The following is a 20,899-nucleotide window of genomic DNA, read 5'->3' on the forward strand; positions in this document are numbered from 1 at the left end:
TCAATTCCTTGCAACAATCTCTTAATAACAAGAGCTTGGATCATATCATTCCAAAGCACGTTTGTCGATTCGCTATCGGAGGATTCTTCAATTCCCATTGCTTGAACAAGTGGACGTGCGTCCGCTTTTTGTTGTATAGTTACAGATTCTGAAGAAAGATCAATTACAATAATGGGGCGAACATGCTTATTGAGGTCTAGCAACTCCCAAATTATAGTTTCAACTTTCTTTGCTCCTTTTCTGTCTTCTCTGAATAAATGAGCAACTGGAAGCCACTGGTTGTTATAAAAATCATCAGGATCTGCCTCATTGTAGACAGATTTGAACCTCTCTCGTGCTTCAGCTTGTTTATAAAATACTTTTTGTACAGTATCGTCTCCGAGTAAATTCCAGGCTTTGTCGAATGAATCTCGAGTATGTAGATTCCTGAGGGCAATTCTAGCTTTCTTTAGTCTGTCAGTAAGCTCATCTATAGCCAGCTGACGATTATTGCCTTTAGAGATGCTGAGTCTTTCAAAAAAACGTGATTCATAAAGAATTTGACCAAATAACTCCCAACGATCAAGAACAATATTCCGAACGCTATATACGGAAATCGGCTTGTGTTGCTTTGAGATTACCTCTTTCATGGGAAGCTGAAAATTTCCTGGTGCAGAACCCCCTTCAAGCTCCTTTGAAAACTCACCTTGAGGGTCAATCACAAGAATGCCCATTTGAGGGAATTTTGCATAGGCCATGATAATCATCTTTGCTAGAACAGACTTCCCTGAACCCGTTTTGCCGAAAATCCCAAGGTGATAAGCCTCACCAGCCCCATCTGGGCCTCGTCCGAAATGCTTGAACCACATAGGCAGCTTGGGTTTAGAACTGTATACCTTACCTAAGTAGGACAACTGATTGCTGTATGGCGACAACAACTGATCCAGCACCTGATCATCGGCAAGATGGATTCCCGTACCAGTTGCGGGTACTGTGCCTAAAATGCTTGGCTTATAGGTGTTTCCATTAGCGGCAAACACCGCGCTGAGAGTCATTTGCCCAAGGTGTGTGTCTTGCCGTTCGCTTACGGCATCTACACGCCCACGTTGGCGGATGAGACTACGCATGGTTGCGTCTTCATGCCAAACATTACGCAGAGTAACCTCAGTTATTTGGCCCAGAGCTATATGAACGGAATCTTCTTGCTGATATTGAAAAACAGCGAGCTCACCAACAAGTTTTTTGTTCACAGCGCTCGCCAAAATATCTAGGGTGACATCTGTTGTAGAAGATGGAGAGCCGATTACTCCAATCTTTTCTGCAGTATCTAAAAGTGATTTTGGTTTGTTAGACATACTACTCTCCTGATTCAGTTCTATATCCGTGCATTCCAAAAAACACTTCGCTTATATCTCCCTCGTAGCTTTCTGCGATTATTTGAGATGCTACTTGGCGGAATGTAGGGATAGTTTTAGGAAGATGCTTGACCATTCTATCTGCCATATACAAAGGGTAAGGTTCCATCACAGAGGGCGTACCGCATTGATGTTTTACTGCGTGCAGGGCTGTGGCTAGGCGAGTTTTATTGTTGGCTACGGCTGCACCCATCTCGATCCTAAGCGCAGGAATCCAAGCATTGGGACGATAATAGACCATCTTAGTAGTGTTTACTAATGACTGAGCCTTTTCCCACCAACCTTGGGCAGTGGTTAACTTAGATTCTAATTCTACCCAGCCATTTTGCCGGCAAGCCTTTATGGCTGCCTCAAATCCGATGTGCCAAGGTTGTGCAGGTTGGTTTAGATCGAGAGGTTTGGTATATTCGCCTGGCTCGAGAATAGATGTAAGCAGACCCCGATCATCAAGCGATTCGGGCCAACCCATCTTTTGCCCAATTTCGCGTTTGGTTGTGTATTTTGGAACAGCTATCCAACAGCGGTCGCTTCGAGTTGACGAAGCAATCTTGTAGAAAGCCTCGAGGGCACTGTCTATGGATTGAAATAAACGTTGAGACGCGAGCAGATTGGGTGCTTCGCTTGCTTTGCTAAGTGATTGGTTGAAGAAAATAATTGGAGTTGTGATCGAACCATCTAAGAAAACAACATCATGAGGTGCATTTACGGCAATTTGTAGCTCAAAGCTCATCATCAAGCCACGCAAAATACTACCTGTTTCTGCTTCATGCGTCTCGGTTTCAAGAAAACTAAGGTGTCGAGGTTCAGGCCAGTGGTAAATGTTGGATGGGGGTGCTAGACCTTCAACAGCAACTGCGGCAGCCACTACAAAATCATTTGCAAGTAGCCGCTCAACCCCACATGCGCCATCAACTCCTGCTGTTGTGGGGGTTGATACATAAGGTAAATCAGCATCTTTACCGAGTAGCTCAGCGGCTAACAGCTCTGTCCTCCATTTGCCTTTTTGCTGCCGTATATTTTGGAAAGAGTCAAGCAAAGTTTGTGCCACAGTCTGGCTTTTCGAAAGCGCTTCTTCGACAAGCGAGGCAGGTAGTTCCCCAAATACTTTTTCGTTTTCCGACATAATCTTGTTTTGATTGTACCCTACTGCTTTTGAATCAATGAGCAATGGCGTATCTGTTTTCGCTGGAGCGAGGGCGACGCGTACGATGTGGAGATAGTGGATTACCACTAGAAGCTACTATGGCCAAGAAACTTAGTCCCATCCATCCTGGCGAAATCCTGCTCGAAGAGTTTCTCAAGCCCCAGGGTATCAGCCAATACCGACTGGCAAAGGATATCGGGGTACCTGCTCGCCGCATCAACGAAATTGTACATAGCCAGCGGGCCATCAGCCCCGATACCGCCTTGAGGCTGTCACGCTATTTTTCCATGAGCGAGCGCTTCTGGATGAACCTACAAAACCGATACGACCTCGAGATGGAAAATGACAGATAGGCAAAGCAAATAGAGCAACAGGTGCGGGTACTGACCGCTCAGGCTTGAAGCGTTTTCCGAAAGAGCGCAGCGGTTCTGATTCTCTGGAGAGATAGCAAAGAGGGCATAACCACTTTAGCGGTGATGATCCACTTCGGGCAGGTACATGCGCCAGGCCTCGGGCAGGTGGGGCAGGTCGGCCACCAACAAGAGGCTGTGGCGGGGGGCGATGGGGCGGCGGGCCAGGCGCATGCCAGCTTCCTCGGGGGTGCGGTTTTTCTTCTTGAGGTTGCAGGGGCGGCAAGCCGCTACCAGATTTTCCCAGATGCTGCGGCCCCCCCGGCTTTTGGGGAAGACGTGATCCACCGTGAGGTCGCTCCCGCGCTTGCCGCAGTACTGGCAGGTGTAGGCGTCGCGGCGCAGGATGTTCCGGCGGTTAAGCGCAAGCCGCCCCGGAGGGCGGCGAACCAGACGTTTGAGGCGGATAATGCTGGGAATGGGGTAGGGCTTGCTGGGAGTTCGTAGGTATTCGCCGCTTTCCTCGACGACCTCGGCGGTTCCGTTCATGACCAGAATGACGGCCCGCTTGACGCTGGCCAGGCCCAGGGGCTCGTACCCGGCGTTGAGCACCAGGATGCGGGGGGAGTCAAGGTTCACGCTGCTTAGAATACTCGAAAAATGTCAGAGGATTCTAGAGCAATGCTTCACAATGAATGTTTAACAGCAGCGTTGGAGGTAGCCCTGAACCCTGAACTAACACCCTTTTGCCGGTGGCATGGCTGCTACAATCGGGTGTTATGGGTCGTTTGATTCGCGGGCTGGCAGCCGAGGGCAACCTGCGCGTGCTGGCCGTTGAAACCACCGATATTGCTGAAGAAGCTCGGGCACGCCACCAGCTTTCGCCCACTGCCACAGCGGCGCTGGGCCGGGCCATGAGTGGGGTATTGCTGCTCACCTTCTTGCTCTCCAAGACACCCAGAGAACGGGTGAGCCTCCAGTTTGTGGGTAATGGACCCCTGGGGCGAACCGTGGTGGAGGCTGCCCCGGATGGGTTCGTGCGGGGGTACGTCAAAAACCCCCGGGCCAACCCACCCCTGCGGCCCGATGGCAAACTGAATGTAGGGGCGGCCATAGGCCGGGGTGAGCTCAAGGTAGACCGGCTCTTGTCCAACGAGGAACTCTATCAGTCCAGCGTGGAGCTGGTAAGCGGGGAAGTGGCCGAAGACCTGGTCCGCTATCTGTGGCAGTCGGAGCAAATCCCCTCGGCGGTGTTGCTGGGGGTGCGGGTCAATGGTTCGGGCACGGTACATATTGCGGGTGGGGTGGCGATCCAGGTGTTGCCGGGTTGCCCCGAGGAGGTGATTGGGCGGCTCGAGCAAAACCTGCAAGGGCGCACCAGCATTACCGATTTGCTGCTGGAGCGGGGGCTCGAGGGGGCCGTGATGGCCCTGATGGAGGGCCTGGACTACGACCCCACCGACCTGAGCGTGGTGGGCTTCCGCGAGGGGCACATCCCGCTTTCCTTCCGCTGCCGGTGTAGCCGTGAACGGGCCCTGAATGCGCTGGTCTACTTCTCGCCTCAGGAGCGGGAAGAGATGATTGAACAGGACGGTGGGGCCGAGGTTTTTTGCCACTGGTGTGCCGAGCGATACCAGATTACCCCCGAGGAAATCCGCTCCCTGCCTCTGGGGGAGGGCTTCAGGGGTGAGGTGCCCAAGGCTTGAGGCTGCCCTTATCGTGGCTTTGTGACCAGACCACCAGCTGCGGTTGGTTTTATAGAAACCGGGCTCGAGGATAGTCTTGTATAACGCCTTTTTTGAATTCTTCGTAGCGGGCCTCTGCCACCAACGCGACCGTCGAACCGCCAAAACCGGCCCCGGTCAGGCGGGCGCCTACTGCCCCATGGCGCAATTCGGCCTCCACCAACTGGTCGAGCTCGGGAATAGAAACCTGGTAATCGTCGCGCAGCGAGACATGTGAGGCCACCATCAACTGACCAAAGCGCTCAATATCGCCCTGCTCCAGGGCCTGTACCCCCTCCAGCACCCGCTGGTTTTCGGTTACTACATGGCGCGCGCGGCGGTTCAGGGGCTCGGGCAGGGCATTGATGCGGGGCAGGTCGGCGGGGGAGAGCTCGCGCAGCGACTTCACCCCCAGCAGGGCGCAGGCCTGCTCGCACTCGCTGCGGCGGGTGTTGTAGCCCGACTCGGCCAGGCGGCGTGGCAGCCCTGAGTCCACCACCGGCACCCGGTACCCCTGGGGCAAGGGGGCCAGCCGGGTGGTAAGGTTCTGAGTATCCAAAAACAGCCCATAGCCCAGCCGCCCCACCGACGAGGCCATCTGATCCATAATGCCGCAACGTACCCCCACGTACTCCACCTCGGCTTGTTGGGCCAGCAGGGCAATCTGCACGTCGTCCAGGGGCAGCCTGTACAGCTCGCGCAAGGCCCGCAGGGTCGCCACTTCCAGCGCCGCCGAGCTAGAAAGCCCACCGGTCATGGGGACATCGCTACGCACATAGGCCCGCAAGCCCGGTACGACGTGCCCGTGTTGGTGCAGCACCCACACGCAGCCCGCCAGATAGTCCAGCCAGTCGCCCTGCCTGGGTTCGCCCAGCCCCCGGCTTTTGCGCTCCTGGAAGTTCTCGGCATAAGCTTCGGTACCCTCGGCAGGGGCGGCCTCTATGTGGGTCTGATAGGGGAGGGGCGTGGGAAAAACAAAGCCCCCGTTGTAGTCGGTGTGTTCGCCCAGCAGGTTGACCCGGCCCGGCGCAGAAACGCGCACGATGGGTTCGGTGCCGAAGACTTCCTTGAACGTGCTCATCCTTTGCTCCGTGGTGTGCTTTAGCCCTCGAGCACCATCGGGCGCAGATGCCCTGCCACCTGCATCATGGGCCACTCGGGGTCTCGGGTGAGATTTTCCAGTCCGGTCTCGGTCAGCAAGAAGGTATCCTCCACCTTGGCCCCCGGCAGGCTGGGGTTCCAGGCCAGGGCCATGCCGACCTCGAGCCGGGTGGGGTTGCCGGGCCGGGCCAGCACCTCGCGGCTTTTGTAGCCGGTCAGGCCGCCCTGGTGATGGTTTTCAAACTCCTCGGCGCGGCCAATGCGCTGATAGGCCGAACGTATCTGCTCCAACACCTCGCCCAGGGTGGCCCCAGGCCGGGAGGCCTCCAGCGCAGCTGCCTCGACCTGGCAGATTTGCTCGTTAAGGCTGCCGGCTTCGGGGTGTCCAAAGCTGCGCAGGCGGCTTACGTTGGCAAAGAGGCCGTGCCGCCGACCGCAGATAACCCCCATGAAGAGCCGCCCCAGGGGCCGCCGTGTGGGGATGGGGTGGCGGTAGCGGAACAACCGTTCCTCACCCGCGACCAAAAGCACCAGGGGTTGTATGCCTTTGGAAAGCAGCTCTTCGCTGATGGCCCCGGCCAGGTCGTACTCGCTCCAGCCGGGGTCGGCAAAGCGGAGGCTCTCGCCCAGGGCCATAGCCGCCTCGCGGCCCAGGGCACGGTAGCGCTCCTGCTCCGCTGCGGAGAGCACCAGCCTTAGCGTGGTGAGGTCGTGCTCGAGGTCGCTTTGCCCCTGGGGGGTGGGGGGGCTGTACCAGGGGTAGCGCAGCACCTCGAGGCCCGGGGTTTCCTCGTCCAGCAGCCGCCCCGCTTCGATTTGCGAGGCATGTAAGCGCACGGTCTCGGGGGTCACCTCGAGCCAGGCCGCTACCGGGCGAAAGGCGACGACTGTGTTGTCGCCGCCCCCCGTGAGCCAGGCAAAGTTCTCCGGTTGCTGCACAAAAAAGCGCTCAAAGCCCTGGTTTTCCATCCAGGCACGCAGACGGGCCAGTGCAAAAGGATTCATATCTTAGCCTAACGCCTTTTTGTTACATGAGCCTGTAATAAGTCCAGAGTCGATGGCCTATGTCACCCAGGTAGTAGCCGCCGGAGAGGTTTTATATCTCCACCGCCCGCAGCACCCTGGCGGTCTCCTCGGGCAGCGCGTCCATGGCAAAGGTGCCGGCGGCAATCTCGGTTCCGGCCAGGTATTTGAGCTTGTCGGCGGTGCGCAAAGCCGGGTAGAACTCCACATGGAAATGAAAGACCGCCTCGGCTCCTTTGGGGGCAGCGTGCAGGGCCATCACGTAGGGCATGGGTTTGTGGAAGAGGTTGTCCAGCTTTTGCACCACCTGGCCCAGCGTCCGGGCGAAGCTCTGGGTTTCGGCAGTGCTGAAGGTCCAGAGGCCAGGCCGGAACCGCTTGGGGAAGACCAGCAGCTCGTAGGGGTAGCGGGCATAAGGCGGGATGCAAGCGATGGTGTACTCGTCTTCGAGCACGGTGTAAGGCCCCAGATGAGGCAGCAGATCCAGCAGTACCGGGCTCTTTTGAAAGGCCTCGAGCTCTTTTTGCAGGATGGGCGGAACCCAGGGGTAGGCGTAAATCTGCCCGTGAGGGTGGTGCAGCGTCACCCCCATCTGCTCGCCCCGGTTCTCGAAGGGCATCACGTACTGGATGTGTTCGCGGGCGTAGAGGTCGCGGTAGCGGTCGGCCCAGACCTGTACCAAAAGCTCGCGCCGCTCGGGGCTGAGCGAGGCGATGCTGCCGCTGTGCTCGGGAGTATAGACCACCACTTCACAGTCGCCCCTGGCGTCGCGGGTGGGGATGGCGAGGTCCTCCGGGGGCTCGCCCGCCTGGGGCGAGAGCGAGGGCCAGCGGTTTTGAAACACGGCAATCTCGAAGTCCTCAAAGGGGATTTCGCTGGGAAAGCCGCCGGGCTTGCTGGGGGCTAAAGGGTCGTACTGCTTGGGGGGCAGGAAGGTGCGGCCCTGGCGGCTGGCGGCAAACACCACCCACTCCTGCCGCAGGGGATGCCAGCGGGCGTGGGATTGAGCTTGCCCGGTGTTTTCGCCTTCCTCGAGTGCGGGCAGGGTGTGGGGTTTTTGGCCGTAGAGGTAGAGCATGCGGCCATCTTTTTTCTGGTATACACGCTTATGCATCATAACATTGGTGAACATAAGGGGGTTTGGGCAGAAAAAGCTAAAGCCAGCTCGAGAAATCCACCTCGCGCTCGCCGATTTTGAAGCTGTAGGGGCCGGTTTGTTCGATGCTAGGGGTGGCCTCGAGCCAGGCCCTAAGTTGCTCCCGTTCCTCGTCGTCCAGCCATTCGGGGGGGTCGGAGGTGGCCTTGAAGCCCGCAACCAGCGCCAGGTCTTGCAGCACGGCCCGCTGCGCTGGGGTGAGCAGGTTGTAGCGGGAGCGGAAGTAGGCCACATCCGGGTCGGTATGCACCAGGGGCTTGAGCCAGAGCCGGTGCAGGCAGGTGCGCAGGGCGTTGTAGGCGGCCGGGCCGGTGGGGTCGTGCAAGAACACCCGCCGGTCTTCGTTGTCCCAGTAGGGAGCTACATCCGGCCCAATACGAAGCCCATCCACCAGCCCCAACGAGGCAATAATGGGTGCTCCGCAAGCCAGAATATACACATCGTCGCCGGCGGCCTCGCGGATTACACGCAGCGCCTCGCGGTAGGCGTCCTCCCGCGCCTCCCCGCCCGGCCTTTTTCCCGGTAGGGCCGCTGCATACAAAAAGTCGAGCTTCAAGTACCGGTAGCCCCAGCCCCGCACCGTCTGGATCAGGCTGCGCAGCCAGTACTGTACCGCCGGTAGGGTCACGTCCAGGGCGTAGAAGCCGCCCCAGTTGTTGCCTGCCGGAACCAGCTCGCCCTGCTCGTCGCGCAAGAACCAGTCGGGGTGTTCCTTGAACAGGTTGGAGCTGGGCCGGGCAATAAAGGGGGCCAGCCAGAGGCCGGGGGTGAGGCCCTGGCTCTGGGCCCTGAGCGCGATGGCGCTCATCCCAGAGGGGAACTTGTGGTTGGGCTCCCAGTCGCCCATATTTTGCTGCCAGCCGTCGTCTACCTGAAACACCTCGAAAGGCAGGCCCTGCAAACCGGCGATGGTCTGGAGCAACTGGCCTTCGGAGATGTCGCTGTAGTAGCTATACCAGCTGCACCACACCCGCGGCGCAGGCCGCTGGGCCCGCACCCCCAGGGTGGTAGCGAGCAGTTCGGCGTAGCGGCTCAGAACCTGCTGGGCTTCGCCGTAGGCCAAGAACCACTGCATTTCGTGGTCGCACGCGCCCTTCAGATTCAGGCGGTCGGCCTCGACACGGGCGCCGAGTCGCAGCGCCCCCAGAAAAAGCATACGCCCGTCGTAGCCCTCGAGGCCCCCCAGGCCACTGCCGCCGTGGACGGGCGAGAGGGCGTAGGCGGGGTCGTCGCACTGGGGGCGGCGTTCGGGGGGCAGGATGGGCCTGGGGTTTTCCTTGAGGCTGACCCAGGCGGCCTCGCTCCAGCTCTGCCAACCATGCTTGAAAAACAGGGTGCGGCCAAAAGGATGCCCAATCTGCACATGCTTGCCATGCAACAGGTAGCCACCCAGAGTCTCCTCGAGCCTCCCTGCATTAATGTGAAAGTCGTAGCCCTGAATCTGCATGTTCACCCCGCTTTCCAGATGCAAAAATTATAGGCCTCGAGGGTGGGGCCTCCTACCAGGAACCGGGCGTTTGTGGGGGCGGGGGCGGGTTGAGGTTGGCCAGAGTAGTTGAAGGCGAAAACCCAGTCGCCGCGTCTGCGGACGCGTATACCCTCGGGTACGGGGTGAAGCGGTAGATCCAGGTTTTTGGCCAGGGCACCCAGGTAGCTTTGCAGGAAGTCCTGGCCCGGCCAGAAGGCCAGGTAGTGGTGGTTCTGGTGCTGGTACAGAGCGCCCTTGCCATCGCCAAATGTGGCCTGGGGGGGTAAGTCCGATTCAACCCACTCCTTCCATATCCCAGATGGCCATTCCAGGCCGTTCCAGCGCACCGGTTCGGATAGTCCAGGACGGGTACTCTCCACCCGCGTCACCCTGAGTGGCAGCAAATCCTGTAAGCGCCCCGGCGGCAGGGTGGGCGGAATGCTCAGAAACTCGGTTTTGGAACCGCTCCGGGGGCCCCACACCACAACACCCTGGTGGTGGCGGAAAATTTCCAGGGCAGCCTCTGAGACCACAGGCAGGCTGGGCACCACCACCAGCCGGTACGGCTCCAGACGGGCCCCTGGGGGCACAAAGTCTACATCCAGGCCCAGCGCGCGCAGGGCTTCGTAAAACACCCAAACCAGGTCGCGGTAAATAAACTCCCGGCCCTGGGGCTGAATCCGGTAAACCCAGTCGGCCTCGTAGTCGAAAACCAGCGCCACCGGCGCGGGGCTGCTGGGGGGCAGCGGGCCCAGGCTCTGGAGCTCCTCGGCTACCCGTGCGGCCTCGGAAAAGCCCACATCGGGCTCAAAGTCGGGGCGGTTGAGGCCGGCATGGAACTGCTCCTGGGCCTGAGGAAACTGCCGCCAGCGGAAGTAGCTCACCACCTCGGCCCCGTGGGCCAGGGCCTCCCAGGTCCAAAGCCGCACCACGCCGGGGGCCGGAGCGGGGTTGTGGTGGGCCCAGTTGACCGGCCCCGGCTGCTGCTCCATCACCCACCACCGCGGCTTCACCCCACGGTACAGGTCGTGGTGAAAGGCGGCGATGTCGGGGTGGCCGGTGCGGGCGTAGCGGATTTTTTCTTCCGCTGTACAGGGCAGCACGTCCATGTCGGTGAAGCCCAAAGGATAGCTGTCCCACCCGGCGATGTCTAAGTCCTGGGCTAGCTTGAAGTGATCGAAGTCGGGGGTGTAGCCCATGAAGTTGTGCACGATGAAGCGCTTCGGTGAGTAGGCCCGCAGAATTTCCACCTGCATCCGGTTGAAGGCTGCTACCTGCTCGGAGCTGAAGCGGTAAAAGTCCAGCCAGTGGGCGGGGTTAGCTTCGGTGACGGTCTGATTGGGCAGATCCACCTCGCCAAAGGAGCGGTACTCCATGCTCCAGAAGACGTTGCCCCAGGCCCGGTTGAGGGCCTCGATGCTGCCGTAGCGGGCCTGGAGCCACAGCCGGAAAGCCCGCAGATCTTCGGGGCCATAGCTGCGGGTGGTGTCGTGACAGCCGTACTCGTTGTCGGTCTGCCAGCCCGCTACATGGGGATGTTGGCCATAGCGCTGGGCCAGCAGGGTCACGATGCGGCGGGCCTCCTCGAGGTAGACCCGGCTGCTGAAGCTGTAGTGGCGACGGGAGCCAAACCTGCGCGGGCGACCTTGTATATCGTAGGCCAACACGTCCGGGTGCTGATCTATTAGCCACTTGGGCGGGGTGGCCGTAGGGGTGCCCAGCACCACTTTGAGCCCGGCCTGGCCCAGGGTTTCGATGGCCTCGTCCAGCCAGGCCCAGGCGAAGCGGCCCGGATCGGGCTCTATACGGCTCCAGGCAAACTCGCCGATGCGGACGTAGGTAAGGCCCAGCTCGCGCATGCGGCGGGCATCCTCGGCCCAGCGCTCGCGGGGCCAGTGTTCGGGGTAGTAGCAGACGCCTAGCATAAGTCAGGGATGATCGGAATTTGGTAGCGTTTTGAGCGATGATTTTTAGCCTTTCTTGCGATGGAAAACCGTTGTACTGTGCTCACATAACCTTCTGTGATTGATAGAAGCTAAACCCATAACAAATTCGTTGCGGTGTTCTTGCCGCTCAGTCCTTTACACCACCAGCGGTGATACCGGCGATGAAGTAGCGTTGCAAAAACAAGAACAAAATCAGGAAAGGCAAGGTGGTCATCACAGCCCCCACCATAATGCCCCCCCACGAAACCCGCGTCAGCCCGATCAGGGAGCCCAGCGCCACCGGAGCGGTCTGCATGGCCCGGTCCGAGAGCACCAGCAAGGGCCACAGATAGTCGTTCCAGGAGGCCAGGAACAAGATAATCGCCAGGGCCGCCATGGCCGGGAGCACCAGCGGCACCGCTACGCGGAAAAAGATGCGAAACTCGCCTGCCCCATCTATACGGGCCGCTTCCAGCAGGCTTTGCGGCACGCTCAGGAAGTTTTGCCGCATAAAAAACACCCCCAGGCTATTGGCCAGCGAGGGCAGAATCACCGCCCAGTAGGTGTTGGTCAGGCGGAAGTCGAAGGTCATGGCCTCGCGCAGCGCGGGCACGCCCAAAAACAGGTAGGCCAGCCCGGCCAACCCGTAGCCCACCCAGACCAGCCGCCCCAGGGCGGGCGAGAACTTCAGCCAGGCCAGCAGGGCGGCAATCCCGCCAAACACGGCCATCCCGATCAGGATGGCCAGAAGGGTTTTGGCCTCGCGGGCCACCAGAATGAACTGCGGAATCACCACCGCGAAATAGGGGATGGTCAGGGTGGCAATCACCAGCGAAAACACCACCCCCTTGCCCCAGAAATCGAAGCGGGCAAAGGCATAGCCGGCCAGGCTGGTCAAAAAGATCGAGAGCACCGTGTAGATACCCGCGACCATGATGCTGTTGAAGAGGGTTCGCAAGAAGTTGGTGTCGGCTTGCAGGCTTTGCAGGTTGGTGGCAAACTGATTGCCCGGCAGAATCGGGGTGGGGGTGCTGAAGATGGCTATCTCGGGGTGGGTTGAGAAAACGAACATCAGCCACAGCGGGGCCAGCCACAACAGCGCCAGGGGGGTTAGAAACAGGTGCAGCCAGAAGCTGCGCCACCACAGCCGCCGCTTCACGATTCCCTCCCGAAAAGCCTGAGCTGGATGATGGAGAAGACCAGCGCCAGCAGGGTGATGGCATAGGCGATAGTAGAGGCGTAGCCAAAGTTGATGTTCTGGAAGCCCTGGCGGTAAAGGTAGACCCCTAAGGTGGTGGTGGCGGTGCCGGGGCCGCCGTTGGTAATGAGCCAGGGCTCGGTGAAGAGCTGCAGGGTACCGATAATGGAAAGCACCAGGCAGAACAAGAGCACCGGGCGCAGGCTGGGCACAGTGATGCGCCAGAACTGCTGCCAGGGGCTGGCCCCGTCAATCTCGGCGGCCTCGTAGATGTCTTTGGGGATGCTTTGCAGCCCGGCCAGGATGATGATGGCGTTGTAGCCCGTCCAGCGCCAGGTGAGGGTGGTGATGATGACGGCCATGGCGCCCACGGGGTCAAAGATCCAGTTCAAATCCAGGCCCAGCGCGGCGTTAACGGCGCCGTTTTGGTTAAAAAGCAGGCGAAACACTGCCGAGTAGGCCACCGCCCCCACCACCACCGGGGCAAAAAAGGCAAAGCGAAAAAAGCCTCTGGCCCGCAGCAATTGCGAGTTCAGTGCAACTGCCAGCACGGTCGCCAGGGCCAGCATGATAGGTACCTGGATGACCAGAATCAGCACCGTGTTGCGCAGGGCGTCCCAAAAAGCCGCATCGCCCAGGATGCGGCCCCAGTTGATACTGAGGTTCCACACCGGTGGGAAAACCCGGGTGTTCTGAAACGAGAGCAACAGCGACTCGAGGATCGGCCAGGCCCAGAACAAGGCGAAAATCGCCAGGTAAGGACTCAAAAAAAGATAAGGGGTCGCGCTACGTTTCACGCTTCCTCCCGTACAGCAGTAAGTGTTGCCGAGCAGTACGCGGCTTCCTCCCGTACGGCAGTGGGTGTTGCCGAGCAGTACGCGGCTTCCTCCCGTACGGCAGTGGGTGTTGCCGAGCAGTACGCGGCTTCCTCCCGTACGGCAGTGGGTGTTGCCGAGCAGTACGCGGCTTCCTCCCGTACGGCAGTGGGTGTTGCCGAGCAGTACGCGGCTTCCTCCTGGCCAAAAGTCTGGTTGATAGGTTGCATCTCACGGGATGTTCCAAAGGAATTCTACTGTTGTAAAAGTCGGGGGGTGAGGTTGCCCCCACCCCCCACAAAACGTTTAGCGTGCTATGGGTAGACCGGTGGCCTGCGAGATTTGCTGGGCGGCGGCGTCGAGGGCCGCCTTGGCACTGGGGAAGCGCCCGGCTACATAGTCGGCCTGGGTTTTGACCATGATGGCGCGGGCTTCCTGGAAGAACTGGGTGCCACGGGCCGCAGGCACATTGCCCAGGGTGCCCAGGATGACCTGCCAGATGCGCTGGTTGCCCCAGTAAGGCTGGGGTTGGTTGACATAGGGGTCGCGGGTGGCGGCCAGGAGCGAGGGTACCAGCCCGAATTGCTTGAGCATGGTCACCTGGCCTTCGGTGGTGCCCAGGGCATAGCGGACGAAAGCCCAGGCCGCTTCCTTGTTGCGCGAGGAGGCCGGAATGGCCAGCGCTGAGCCGCCCAGGTTGGCCGCACGCACGCCGCCGGCCCGCGAAGCAGGCATGGGGTAGACACCCCACTTGCCGCTCTGGTCGGGGGCGTTGGAGCGGATGGTGCCTTCGTACCAGGCGCCGAACATGCTGGTGGCTACGGTACCGGCCTTGAAGGCCTGGATTTGCTCGTTCCAGCCGCCCTGCATCACGACTCCGGCGTCAATGAGTTTTTTGACCGTCTCGAGGGCCGTTATACAGCCGGGCTGATTAACCGTGACAGCGCTGGCCTCGTTGTTGAAATAGAAGCAACTGTTCTGGTTGGCCAGCATGCGGAACCACTCGTCGTCCTGGCCGTTGGCAATCACGCCTACCTTAACCCGGTTGTTGGTTGCTGCAGCGATCTTCTTACCTGCGGCGATGAAGTCGTCCCAGGTGCGGATGGTGGCGGGGTTGACCCCGGCCTGGCTATAGATGTCGCGCCGGTAGAACATCACCACCGGGCCGGAGTCCCAGGGCATGGCGAAGACCTTGTTGCCCACGGTCAGTTCGGTCCACTTGAAGGCGGGGAACTGGTTGCGCAGGGTCGAGGCCGCGGGTTGCAGGGTGTTCATATCGGTGAAGCAGTTGGGAAAGCGGGCCCAGAACACCTCGGCTTCGTTGTTTTCGATGGAGTATACGTCGGGCAGGTCGCCGCCGCCCGCCGCACAGCCGGCCAGGCCGCGGTCGTAGGTGGCCTGGTTGCCGATGTCGAGCACCGTGACCTTAACGTTGGGGAAGAGCTTGTTAAAGCCGGGGATGTTGGCCTCCAGGGCCTTGGCGGCAATGTCCCAGCTCCACACGGTAATCTCACCGCGCAGGTTGGGGTTCCCCTGTATCTGGGCCGAGGCCACCGTGAGGGCCAGGGCCGCACCTAAAACCAGTAGACGTTTCATGTATCCCTCCTTAGATACCCGCCTTTTCCGGGGCTCCGGTGCATAGGACAGGGCAATGCCTGACCCGCGTATGGACGAAGCGGTTCCGTTCCCCGTTAAGGTTCAAGGGGAGTTTATCGGGAACACTTTGAACTTGTCAATAGTTATGAACGTTTGCGTAAACTTTCGAAAAAGGGTTCAGATACGGCGGGCCACCGCCACCTCGAGCCCCTTGTTGCGCAGGGCCTCGAGATCTTCTTTTTTTGCTTTGGAATCGGTGATGAGCAGGTCAGCTGCCCCTAACGGCCCAATACGCGCTGCGGCCACCTGCATGATTTTGCTGTGGTCAGCCAGCACGATGGTCTCGCGGGCGGCTTCCATCATGGCCCGCTTAATCTCGGCTTCTTGCAGATTGGTGTTGGTGAAGCCCTTATCGGGGTGTACCCCGTTGCAGCCCAGAAAAACCTTGTCGGCATTGATTTCACGCAGAAGCAAGCTGCCATAGGGGTTAACCAGCGAGTGCTGCAAGGGCCTGAGGGTACCTCCGGTAACGATGACGGTAATGCCCGGGTGCGACTCCAGGAGCAGGGCAATGTTGAGGCCACTGGTAATCACTACCACGTTCCGTAGCGAGGGCGAGAGGGCCTTGGCCAGTTCGGTGGTGGTGCTGCCCACATCCAAAATGATGGTCTCGCCATCGCGTACCAGACCAGCAGCATAGCCGCCAATGCTCTCTTTTTCGCGCGCGTGAACCTGCCGGGTTTCTTCCAGGGGCAACTCAAAGCGTTTGGTCTCCGCCGGAACCGCGCCCCCCCGGGTGCGGCGCAGCAAGCCCTGTTGCTCCAGATACTCCAGGTCGGTGCGGATGGTAACGGTGGAAACCCCGAAGTGTTCGGCCAGCTGACGCACCTGCAATCGGCCATCGCGGCGCAGCACCTCCAGGATTTCCCGATGGCGAAAGGTGGCCTCGAGGGAGGGCATAGCGAAAGCATACGAAAGTTTGACAAAGAAGACAAACCAAGCTGAAGCAAGAGAAACCTATTCCTCTTCCAGCAAGAGCGGCAAAAACACCGTGAAGCGGGTCTCGCCGGGTCGGCTGGCGACCCGAATCTCGCCCCCGTGGGCCTCGGCAATCTGCTTGGCGATGGCCAGCCCCAGGCCGGTGCCACCCTCGGGCCCCCGGGCAAAGCGCGTGAAGAGCCGGGGCAGTACCTCGGGGGCGATGCCCGGCCCGCGGTCCACAATGGCAAAGGCGGCCCAGGGCTGCTTGGGCGGTTTCATCTCGGGGGTGGAGGTGGTGCGAAGCTCGTCGGCGGACTCGTAGGGGTCGGGGGGGTTGTCGGTGGGCTCCTTGACCATCCAGACCCGCACCTGCACCTTTTCCGGGGCGCCGGCAGCCCGCACGGCGTTGGCGATCAGGTTGCGGGCTAGTTGCAAGAGGCGGTCGGGGTCGCCCAGTACCTCGGGGAACTCGGCGGGCATCTTGAGCACCACGCCGGGATACTCGCCCACGGCCTGGCGCAGCAGATCGCCCAGGTTGACGATGTGGGCATTGACGCTGCGCTCGGCCTCGCCGCGGGCCAGGGCCAGCAGGTCTTGCACCATGCGGGCGGTATGGGCGGCAATTTTGCGGGCCCGCTCGAGCATCTCGGCGTCGCCGGGGTTGCGGCTCAAGCGCTCGAGGTAGCCGTTCAGCGAGGTGAGGGGGGTGCGCAGTTCGTGGGAGACCTCGGCCAGAAAGGCCCGCTCGCGGGCCTGGGCCTCGCGCAGCTCGCTCAGCAGGTCGTTGACCTTTTCCACCATCAGCCCCAGGTCGTCCTTGGGGCCGGTGTAGTGGATGGGCTCGAGGTTGCGGGGGCCGCGCTTGTCTACCTCCGAGGCCGCCCGGTGCAGCGGAATGAGCGAAAGGCGGGCCGCCAGCACAATCAGAAGGGCCCCCAGGGGCAACAAAAAGGCCATGCCCTGCACCAGGGTATTGCGAACCGTAAGCGAGATGCTCTCAATGTAGCGGGTATCCTGGCTGACCACCACCACTGCCCCCGGAATTTCCTGATAGGCAGCCATGAAATTGGGCGCGTAATAGGGTTTGGCGGTGCTGCTGGCCGCACGGATAAAGTTTTTGGGCACTTTCTGTTCAAAGTCGGGTGTGGGTGCAATCAGGAGCTGCCCACCCGAACTGTAAAAGCTCACACTCACCGGACCGGAGCGAGGCAGGCTGATCTCCCCAGCGCGGCCCGAGGCGTAGAGCTGGGCCACTTCGTTCACGTAGCGCAAAAGGGTACGTTCGACCTGGCCGTACAGACCAAAATTGATACTGTAGACGGCAATCGTCAGGGTCAGGGCCAGAATCAGCACCCACAGGATCGTATAGGCCAGGATCAGTCGGGTGCGGAAGGACATAAGCCGTCTTGGGATTCAGGCGCCCAGGGTAGAGAGCCGGTTCGGGTGCTTTGAGGGGCTATACCCTGGGCCCTCGGTATGGGGCCAGGTGTTCACTCGGCTTCGCGCTGCCGCAGGGCGTAACCCACCCCGCGCACGGTACGCAGGTAGCCATAGGCGCCGGCTTCGCGCAGCTTGGAGCGCAGGTTGGCAATGTGGACGTCTACCACATTGGAGTCGCGCTCGAGCTGCCTTCCCCACAGGTGCTCCTCAATCTCCTGGCGGCTGAACACCTTGCCGGCGCGGCTCACCAGGAGCGAGAGCAACTCGAACTCCTTGGGCGAAAGGCGTAGTTCCTGCCCGTCGTAGAGTACCTGGCGTTTTGCCAGATGCACTTCCAGCCCCCCCACACTGACCTGTTCGCCCCCTTCGCGGTGGCGCAGCTGTACCTGGATGCGCGCCAACAGCTCTGCGGTATGAAAGGGCTTGACGATGTAGTCATCGGCGCCATCGGAGAGCAGGCTGACCTTGCGTTCGACCGCATCGGCAGCGGTCAGGACGATGATGGGCACTTCGTAGCCGGCCCGTATGCGGCGGGCTACTTCGCCGCCGTCCAGGTCGGGCAAGCCCAGGTCGAGAATCACCAGATCGGGTACTGCCTCGCGCAGGCGCACCAGGCCCGACATGCCGCCCGAGGCCCAGTCCACAGTGTAGCCGGCTTCGCCGAGCTCGAGCTGCAAGAGGTGGGCAATCTCAGGGTCGTCTTCAATCAGCAGAATACGTTTCATCGAACCTCCGGCAAGACACGCCCATTGGGCAGATTCAAGCGGTATGTGCGGGTTAAAAGCTCGTTCAGGCTAACACGCTCTCCTTGGATCATGAGTGAAATATCCCCGCGGGGGGTGGTGATTCCATTGTATGGAGCACGGTAGCCCCCATCCACCCGAAAAAGCACCCGAACCTCCCGGTTGGCCGGTGCGGGCAGTTTGCTTTGTAAAACCAGGTTGCGTTCATCTACCTGCCAGACCACATACACCGTAAGCAAATCGGGGGACACCACCCGGATCTCACTGCCCGAAGGAATATAGGGGAGATTGGGCAGTGGCGCAAGCGCCAATACAAAGGCCAATAGGAGACTGCGCATCGTCACACCACTATGCAAGGCTACCCGAACAGGCACATGGGATTCCGGTAAAGGGCATTTTAACCTGATGGGGCGGTGTTGGCGCGATTCTCGAGATCAAGCGGTGCTCCATAAGCCTGCAATCGGGTTCAATACCGGGCAATTCCAGCTTCAATGCTAGTGCAAATACCAACCCCTGAAGTTTAGCATTTCTTTAGGCGTGCCGTAATGCCTGGGTCACGCTACGACGTCATTTCCCCTTGAAACCTTGAACTGCCTGCAGCCCCCTGCGATAGCGTTCCAGCAAGGGCTGGCTGTTGGTGGCGGTTGTGCCTATCTCGAAGTCCTGAGGAGCGGTGGCGCTAATGGCTCCGTCAAGGCTTGTGTACAGGCCGGCCCCCACCAGCCCTAAAATGGCGGCCCCACGAGCCGGGCCTTCCTCGATGAAGGTACGGGCCAGAGGCAAGGCCAGTGCGCTGCCCACAATCGAAAGCCAGAAATCGGAGCGGCCCTCCACCAATGGCCAGCAGCCGGTCTATCCTGACCAAAGGCTGCATTACCTCCAGTACCTCCCGCAAACCAAAGATCCCAGTTTTCTTGTTTTAGCTTCTGCGCCAGCTCGCCCAACACCTGGTGGGCGGCCTCTACCCAGTCCGAGGGATTTTGTTCTGTCCAGCCGGGTCTGGGGGTCAGCAAGGGATAGGCTGTGCTGGCTGCAGCGACGGTCCGCCCATCTGCCGTTATTGCAATGGCCTTGAGCCCACTGGTGCCCAGATCCATACCAATACCGACGGGTTTCATATGGCTATAGCCTACGCTTGACCGGACAGGTTTTGCCAACCCCGGTATGCGATGCTGGGTGGTGGATGGGGCAAAAACGATCCGTCTCTGGAACAATTCACCCAAGCTTTCTGAAGTACAATAAAGCGTGAAAAAAATAGAAACTATATTAGCTGACCTCGAGCAAGAGCTAGATGAACGAATGCAAGAGGCAGTGAATCCACCCAACCTGGTGATGGCCAATCAGCTACTAGAACGCATGTTCAAGCAAATGGATCAGGCCATCATTTTCGATAAAACCATTCGAGCACGCCTCGAAGGTGAACTCGAGGCGCTGCGCGAAATACTGCAAAGCCCTGATGCCTCTGGAGGGGCTAAAGAGCGGCTCGAGGTTTTTCGCAACTTCTACCAGGAAAGCTTCAGCAACGGGCAAATTGTGTAGCCTGCCCGTGTGCAAAACGCGATGATGCAAAACTTCAGGGTGCATTCAGAATGTTGCTCTAAGCTGAGGCCGTGAACGTCACGCTCCAACGCTGGCTCATTGTAGGCTTATTTTTTGGTGCTGCTTACGCACAAAGACCCACAGAAATCGCTTTTTGGCACACGCTGGATTCGCCCGGGCGGGAGGCACTGGAAAAGATCGTCGGCGAGTTCAACGGTCGCCAGCGCGAGTACCGCATTGCGGTGCAGTATGTGGGCGACCTGCGCGAAGGGGGCATCAGGCTTACCTCGGCCATCCGGGCAGGCAACCCGCCCCAGCTTTATTACGGCGAGGTTTCATTTGTCAGCCGGGCCGTGCAGGAGAACCTGGCCCTGCCGCTGGATGAATACCTGGGCAATCTGCCCACCGATTTCTATCCGGGGTTGCTCGAGACCGGGCGCTTTCGGGGCAAAACCTATGCCTTGCCGGTGGAACTGCACCTGCCGGTGCTTTTTTATAACGCCGACCAACTCGCGGCCCGCCGGCTCACCCCTCCCCAAAGCTGGGAGGCCCTGGCCAACGCGGCTCAGCAACTCACCACCCGTTCAGCCAAAGGGCTGATTGTGGTGAGCGATGTGTACAGCTTTAATGCCGTGGTGATGAGCCGGGGTGGGCAACTGGTGCGCGACGGGCGCCCCAACTTTACCGATGTCCGGGTGATAGAGAGCCTCGAGTATTTGCAAAGCCTGGTGCGGGCGGGGAGTGCCCAGAGCCGCAACATCGCCGAGGCCCAGTTTGCCCTGGTGGACTTTGTGCGCACCAAAACCTTTATGGGCATCGCACCCGTAACGGTCTGGCCGGTGCTGGAAAAACGCACCCCCATTCCTTTCCGCCTGGGGGTGGCGCCTTTGCCCCGCACACCCGATGGCAAGTTGCCGCTGGCCGGGGGGAATCTGATGGTGTTGCGCGGAGCCAGCGAGGCTCAAGCCCGAGGGGTGGTGGCCCTGTGGCGCTACTGGATGGAGCCGGCCCACATAGCCGAGTGGGTCAGGGCGACCTACTGCCTGCCCCTGCGTCGCGCGACCCAGCCCCTGCTGGAAGATTTCTACCGCGAAGACCCCCGCCGCCGGGTGGCCTTTAGCGGCCTCGAGCAGGCCGCGCCCTGGGCCCAAGACCCCGAAGTGACCCTCTGGTATGGCTTTTTGGAAGAGGCCCTCGAGCGTGTTCTGAAGGGCAATGCCAACCCCCGTCAGGCCCTCGAAGAGGCCCAGCGCAAGGCCCTGGCGCTGGAGCGTCGCTGAGCGCCACGGCTAGATGCCTTCC

Annotated in this window: 22 protein-coding genes (1 of these 22 only partly in view); 4 read left to right on the forward strand and 18 right to left on the reverse strand. The window is 60.0% G+C overall.

Going from position 1 to position 20,899, the window contains the following annotated elements; genetic code table 11:
• On the reverse strand, positions 1–1,334 hold the 5' portion of the coding sequence (locus Q0X23_RS08160) for an ATP-binding protein (RefSeq protein WP_297859845.1). 493 nt of this gene lie to the left of the window's left edge; only the first 1,334 of its 1,827 coding nucleotides appear in the window; it begins with the start codon at positions 1,332–1,334; its stop codon lies beyond the left edge, outside the window.
• Between the two features lies 1 nt (position 1,335).
• Entirely contained in the window at positions 1,336–2,625 is a 1,290-nt protein-coding gene (locus tag Q0X23_RS08165; protein ID WP_297859846.1) for a DNA double-strand break repair nuclease NurA, read from the reverse strand.
• A gap of 11 nt (positions 2,626–2,636) precedes the next feature.
• Between Q0X23_RS08165 and Q0X23_RS08170 the strand changes: the two genes are divergently transcribed.
• The gene (locus tag Q0X23_RS08170) at positions 2,637–2,891 is read left to right on the forward strand and encodes a HigA family addiction module antitoxin (protein WP_297859847.1); all 255 of its coding nucleotides are present in this window, start codon (positions 2,637–2,639) and stop codon (positions 2,889–2,891) included.
• A gap of 114 nt (positions 2,892–3,005) precedes the next feature.
• Here the strand turns inward: Q0X23_RS08170 and Q0X23_RS08175 are convergent, their stop codons facing one another.
• Complete coding sequence (locus Q0X23_RS08175; protein WP_297859848.1) at positions 3,006–3,527, reverse strand: HNH endonuclease; 522 nt, start codon at positions 3,525–3,527, stop codon at positions 3,006–3,008.
• A gap of 140 nt (positions 3,528–3,667) precedes the next feature.
• Between Q0X23_RS08175 and Q0X23_RS08180 the strand changes: the two genes are divergently transcribed.
• The gene (locus Q0X23_RS08180; RefSeq protein WP_297859849.1) at positions 3,668–4,594 is read left to right on the forward strand and encodes an Hsp33 family molecular chaperone HslO; all 927 of its coding nucleotides are present in this window, start codon (positions 3,668–3,670) and stop codon (positions 4,592–4,594) included.
• Between the two features lie 49 nt (positions 4,595–4,643).
• Here the strand turns inward: Q0X23_RS08180 and galK are convergent, their stop codons facing one another.
• The 15 genes from galK to Q0X23_RS08255 all read right to left on the reverse strand — a co-directional run bounded on the left by galK (position 4,644) and on the right by Q0X23_RS08255 (position 19,176).
• Positions 4,644–5,693, reverse strand: a complete 1,050-nt coding sequence (gene galK / locus Q0X23_RS08185; RefSeq protein WP_297859850.1) for a galactokinase — start codon at positions 5,691–5,693, stop codon at positions 4,644–4,646.
• Positions 5,694–5,713: 20 nt separating this feature from the next.
• Positions 5,714–6,718 (reverse strand): Xaa-Pro peptidase family protein, encoded by a 1,005-nt coding sequence (locus Q0X23_RS08190; protein ID WP_297859851.1) that lies wholly within the window; start codon positions 6,716–6,718, stop codon positions 5,714–5,716.
• 91 nt (positions 6,719–6,809) lie between these two features.
• Positions 6,810–7,850, reverse strand: a complete 1,041-nt coding sequence (galT, locus tag Q0X23_RS08195; RefSeq protein WP_297861189.1) for a galactose-1-phosphate uridylyltransferase — start codon at positions 7,848–7,850, stop codon at positions 6,810–6,812.
• 40 nt (positions 7,851–7,890) lie between these two features.
• Positions 7,891–9,339 (reverse strand): glycoside hydrolase family 36 protein, encoded by a 1,449-nt coding sequence (locus tag Q0X23_RS08200; RefSeq protein WP_297861190.1) that lies wholly within the window; start codon positions 9,337–9,339, stop codon positions 7,891–7,893.
• Positions 9,340–9,341: 2 nt separating this feature from the next.
• Complete coding sequence (locus Q0X23_RS08205; RefSeq protein WP_297859852.1) at positions 9,342–11,285, reverse strand: beta-galactosidase; 1,944 nt, start codon at positions 11,283–11,285, stop codon at positions 9,342–9,344.
• 148 nt (positions 11,286–11,433) lie between these two features.
• A complete protein-coding gene (locus Q0X23_RS08210; protein ID WP_297859853.1) occupies positions 11,434–12,444 on the reverse strand; it encodes a carbohydrate ABC transporter permease in 1,011 nt (336 codons plus the stop codon).
• Positions 12,441–13,280, reverse strand: coding sequence for a carbohydrate ABC transporter permease (locus Q0X23_RS08215; RefSeq protein WP_297859854.1), 840 nt, complete (start codon positions 13,278–13,280; stop codon positions 12,441–12,443). The genes Q0X23_RS08210 and Q0X23_RS08215 overlap by 4 nt, the downstream gene beginning before the upstream one ends.
• On the reverse strand, positions 13,277–13,528 hold the full coding sequence (locus Q0X23_RS08220) for a hypothetical protein (protein ID WP_297859855.1): 252 nt from the start codon (positions 13,526–13,528) through the stop codon (positions 13,277–13,279). Before Q0X23_RS08220 ends, Q0X23_RS08215 begins: the two co-directional genes overlap by 4 nt.
• A gap of 76 nt (positions 13,529–13,604) precedes the next feature.
• Complete coding sequence (locus Q0X23_RS08225) at positions 13,605–14,894, reverse strand: extracellular solute-binding protein (protein ID WP_297859856.1); 1,290 nt, start codon at positions 14,892–14,894, stop codon at positions 13,605–13,607.
• Between the two features lie 177 nt (positions 14,895–15,071).
• Positions 15,072–15,854, reverse strand: coding sequence for a DeoR/GlpR family DNA-binding transcription regulator (locus Q0X23_RS08230; RefSeq protein ID WP_297859857.1), 783 nt, complete (start codon positions 15,852–15,854; stop codon positions 15,072–15,074).
• Positions 15,855–15,911: 57 nt separating this feature from the next.
• Positions 15,912–17,273: a cell wall metabolism sensor histidine kinase WalK gene (locus tag Q0X23_RS08235; RefSeq protein WP_297859858.1), complete on the reverse strand. Its 1,362-nt coding sequence runs from the start codon at positions 17,271–17,273 to the stop codon at positions 15,912–15,914.
• Between the two features lie 92 nt (positions 17,274–17,365).
• Entirely contained in the window at positions 17,366–18,040 is a 675-nt protein-coding gene (locus tag Q0X23_RS08240; RefSeq protein ID WP_297859859.1) for a response regulator transcription factor, read from the reverse strand.
• Positions 18,037–18,396: a hypothetical protein gene (locus tag Q0X23_RS08245; RefSeq protein ID WP_297861191.1), complete on the reverse strand. Its 360-nt coding sequence runs from the start codon at positions 18,394–18,396 to the stop codon at positions 18,037–18,039. The genes Q0X23_RS08240 and Q0X23_RS08245 overlap by 4 nt, the downstream gene beginning before the upstream one ends.
• 229 nt (positions 18,397–18,625) lie before the next feature.
• Positions 18,626–18,892, reverse strand: a complete 267-nt coding sequence (locus Q0X23_RS08250; RefSeq protein WP_297861250.1) for a hypothetical protein — start codon at positions 18,890–18,892, stop codon at positions 18,626–18,628.
• Positions 18,784–19,176, reverse strand: a complete 393-nt coding sequence (locus Q0X23_RS08255; protein ID WP_308446083.1) for an FGGY family carbohydrate kinase — start codon at positions 19,174–19,176, stop codon at positions 18,784–18,786. Before Q0X23_RS08255 ends, Q0X23_RS08250 begins: the two co-directional genes overlap by 109 nt.
• A gap of 127 nt (positions 19,177–19,303) precedes the next feature.
• On the opposite strand from Q0X23_RS08255, the gene Q0X23_RS08260 reads away from it, so the two are divergent.
• On the forward strand, positions 19,304–19,597 hold the full coding sequence (locus tag Q0X23_RS08260) for a hypothetical protein (protein ID WP_297859860.1): 294 nt from the start codon (positions 19,304–19,306) through the stop codon (positions 19,595–19,597).
• Between the two features lie 71 nt (positions 19,598–19,668).
• On the forward strand, positions 19,669–20,877 hold the full coding sequence (locus Q0X23_RS08265) for an extracellular solute-binding protein (RefSeq protein ID WP_297859861.1): 1,209 nt from the start codon (positions 19,669–19,671) through the stop codon (positions 20,875–20,877).
• The last annotated feature ends 22 nt before the right edge of the window (positions 20,878–20,899 follow it).

Source organism: Meiothermus sp., assembly GCF_026004115.1.
Lineage (GTDB): Bacteria > Deinococcota > Deinococci > Deinococcales > Thermaceae > Meiothermus.

Coding starts and splice junctions, on each gene's coding strand:
- galK (WP_297859850.1), bottom strand. CDS start 5,693: ATGAGCACGTTCAAGGAAGTCTTCGGCACCGAACCCATCGTGCGCGTT.
- Q0X23_RS08225 (WP_297859856.1), bottom strand. CDS start 14,894: ATGAAACGTCTACTGGTTTTAGGTGCGGCCCTGGCCCTCACGGTGGCC.
- Q0X23_RS08220 (WP_297859855.1), bottom strand. CDS start 13,528: ATGCAACCTATCAACCAGACTTTTGGCCAGGAGGAAGCCGCGTACTGC.
- Q0X23_RS08190 (WP_297859851.1), bottom strand. CDS start 6,718: ATGAATCCTTTTGCACTGGCCCGTCTGCGTGCCTGGATGGAAAACCAG.
- Q0X23_RS08230 (WP_297859857.1), bottom strand. CDS start 15,854: ATGCCCTCCCTCGAGGCCACCTTTCGCCATCGGGAAATCCTGGAGGTG.
- Q0X23_RS08240 (WP_297859859.1), bottom strand. CDS start 18,040: ATGAAACGTATTCTGCTGATTGAAGACGACCCTGAGATTGCCCACCTC.
- Q0X23_RS08255 (WP_308446083.1), bottom strand. CDS start 19,176: ATGAAACCCGTCGGTATTGGTATGGATCTGGGCACCAGTGGGCTCAAG.
- galT (WP_297861189.1), bottom strand. CDS start 7,850: ATGCATAAGCGTGTATACCAGAAAAAAGATGGCCGCATGCTCTACCTC.
- Q0X23_RS08200 (WP_297861190.1), bottom strand. CDS start 9,339: ATGCAGATTCAGGGCTACGACTTTCACATTAATGCAGGGAGGCTCGAG.
- Q0X23_RS08235 (WP_297859858.1), bottom strand. CDS start 17,273: ATGTCCTTCCGCACCCGACTGATCCTGGCCTATACGATCCTGTGGGTG.
- Q0X23_RS08180 (WP_297859849.1), top strand. CDS start 3,668: ATGGGTCGTTTGATTCGCGGGCTGGCAGCCGAGGGCAACCTGCGCGTG.
- Q0X23_RS08245 (WP_297861191.1), bottom strand. CDS start 18,396: ATGCGCAGTCTCCTATTGGCCTTTGTATTGGCGCTTGCGCCACTGCCC.
- Q0X23_RS08170 (WP_297859847.1), top strand. CDS start 2,637: ATGGCCAAGAAACTTAGTCCCATCCATCCTGGCGAAATCCTGCTCGAA.
- Q0X23_RS08205 (WP_297859852.1), bottom strand. CDS start 11,285: ATGCTAGGCGTCTGCTACTACCCCGAACACTGGCCCCGCGAGCGCTGG.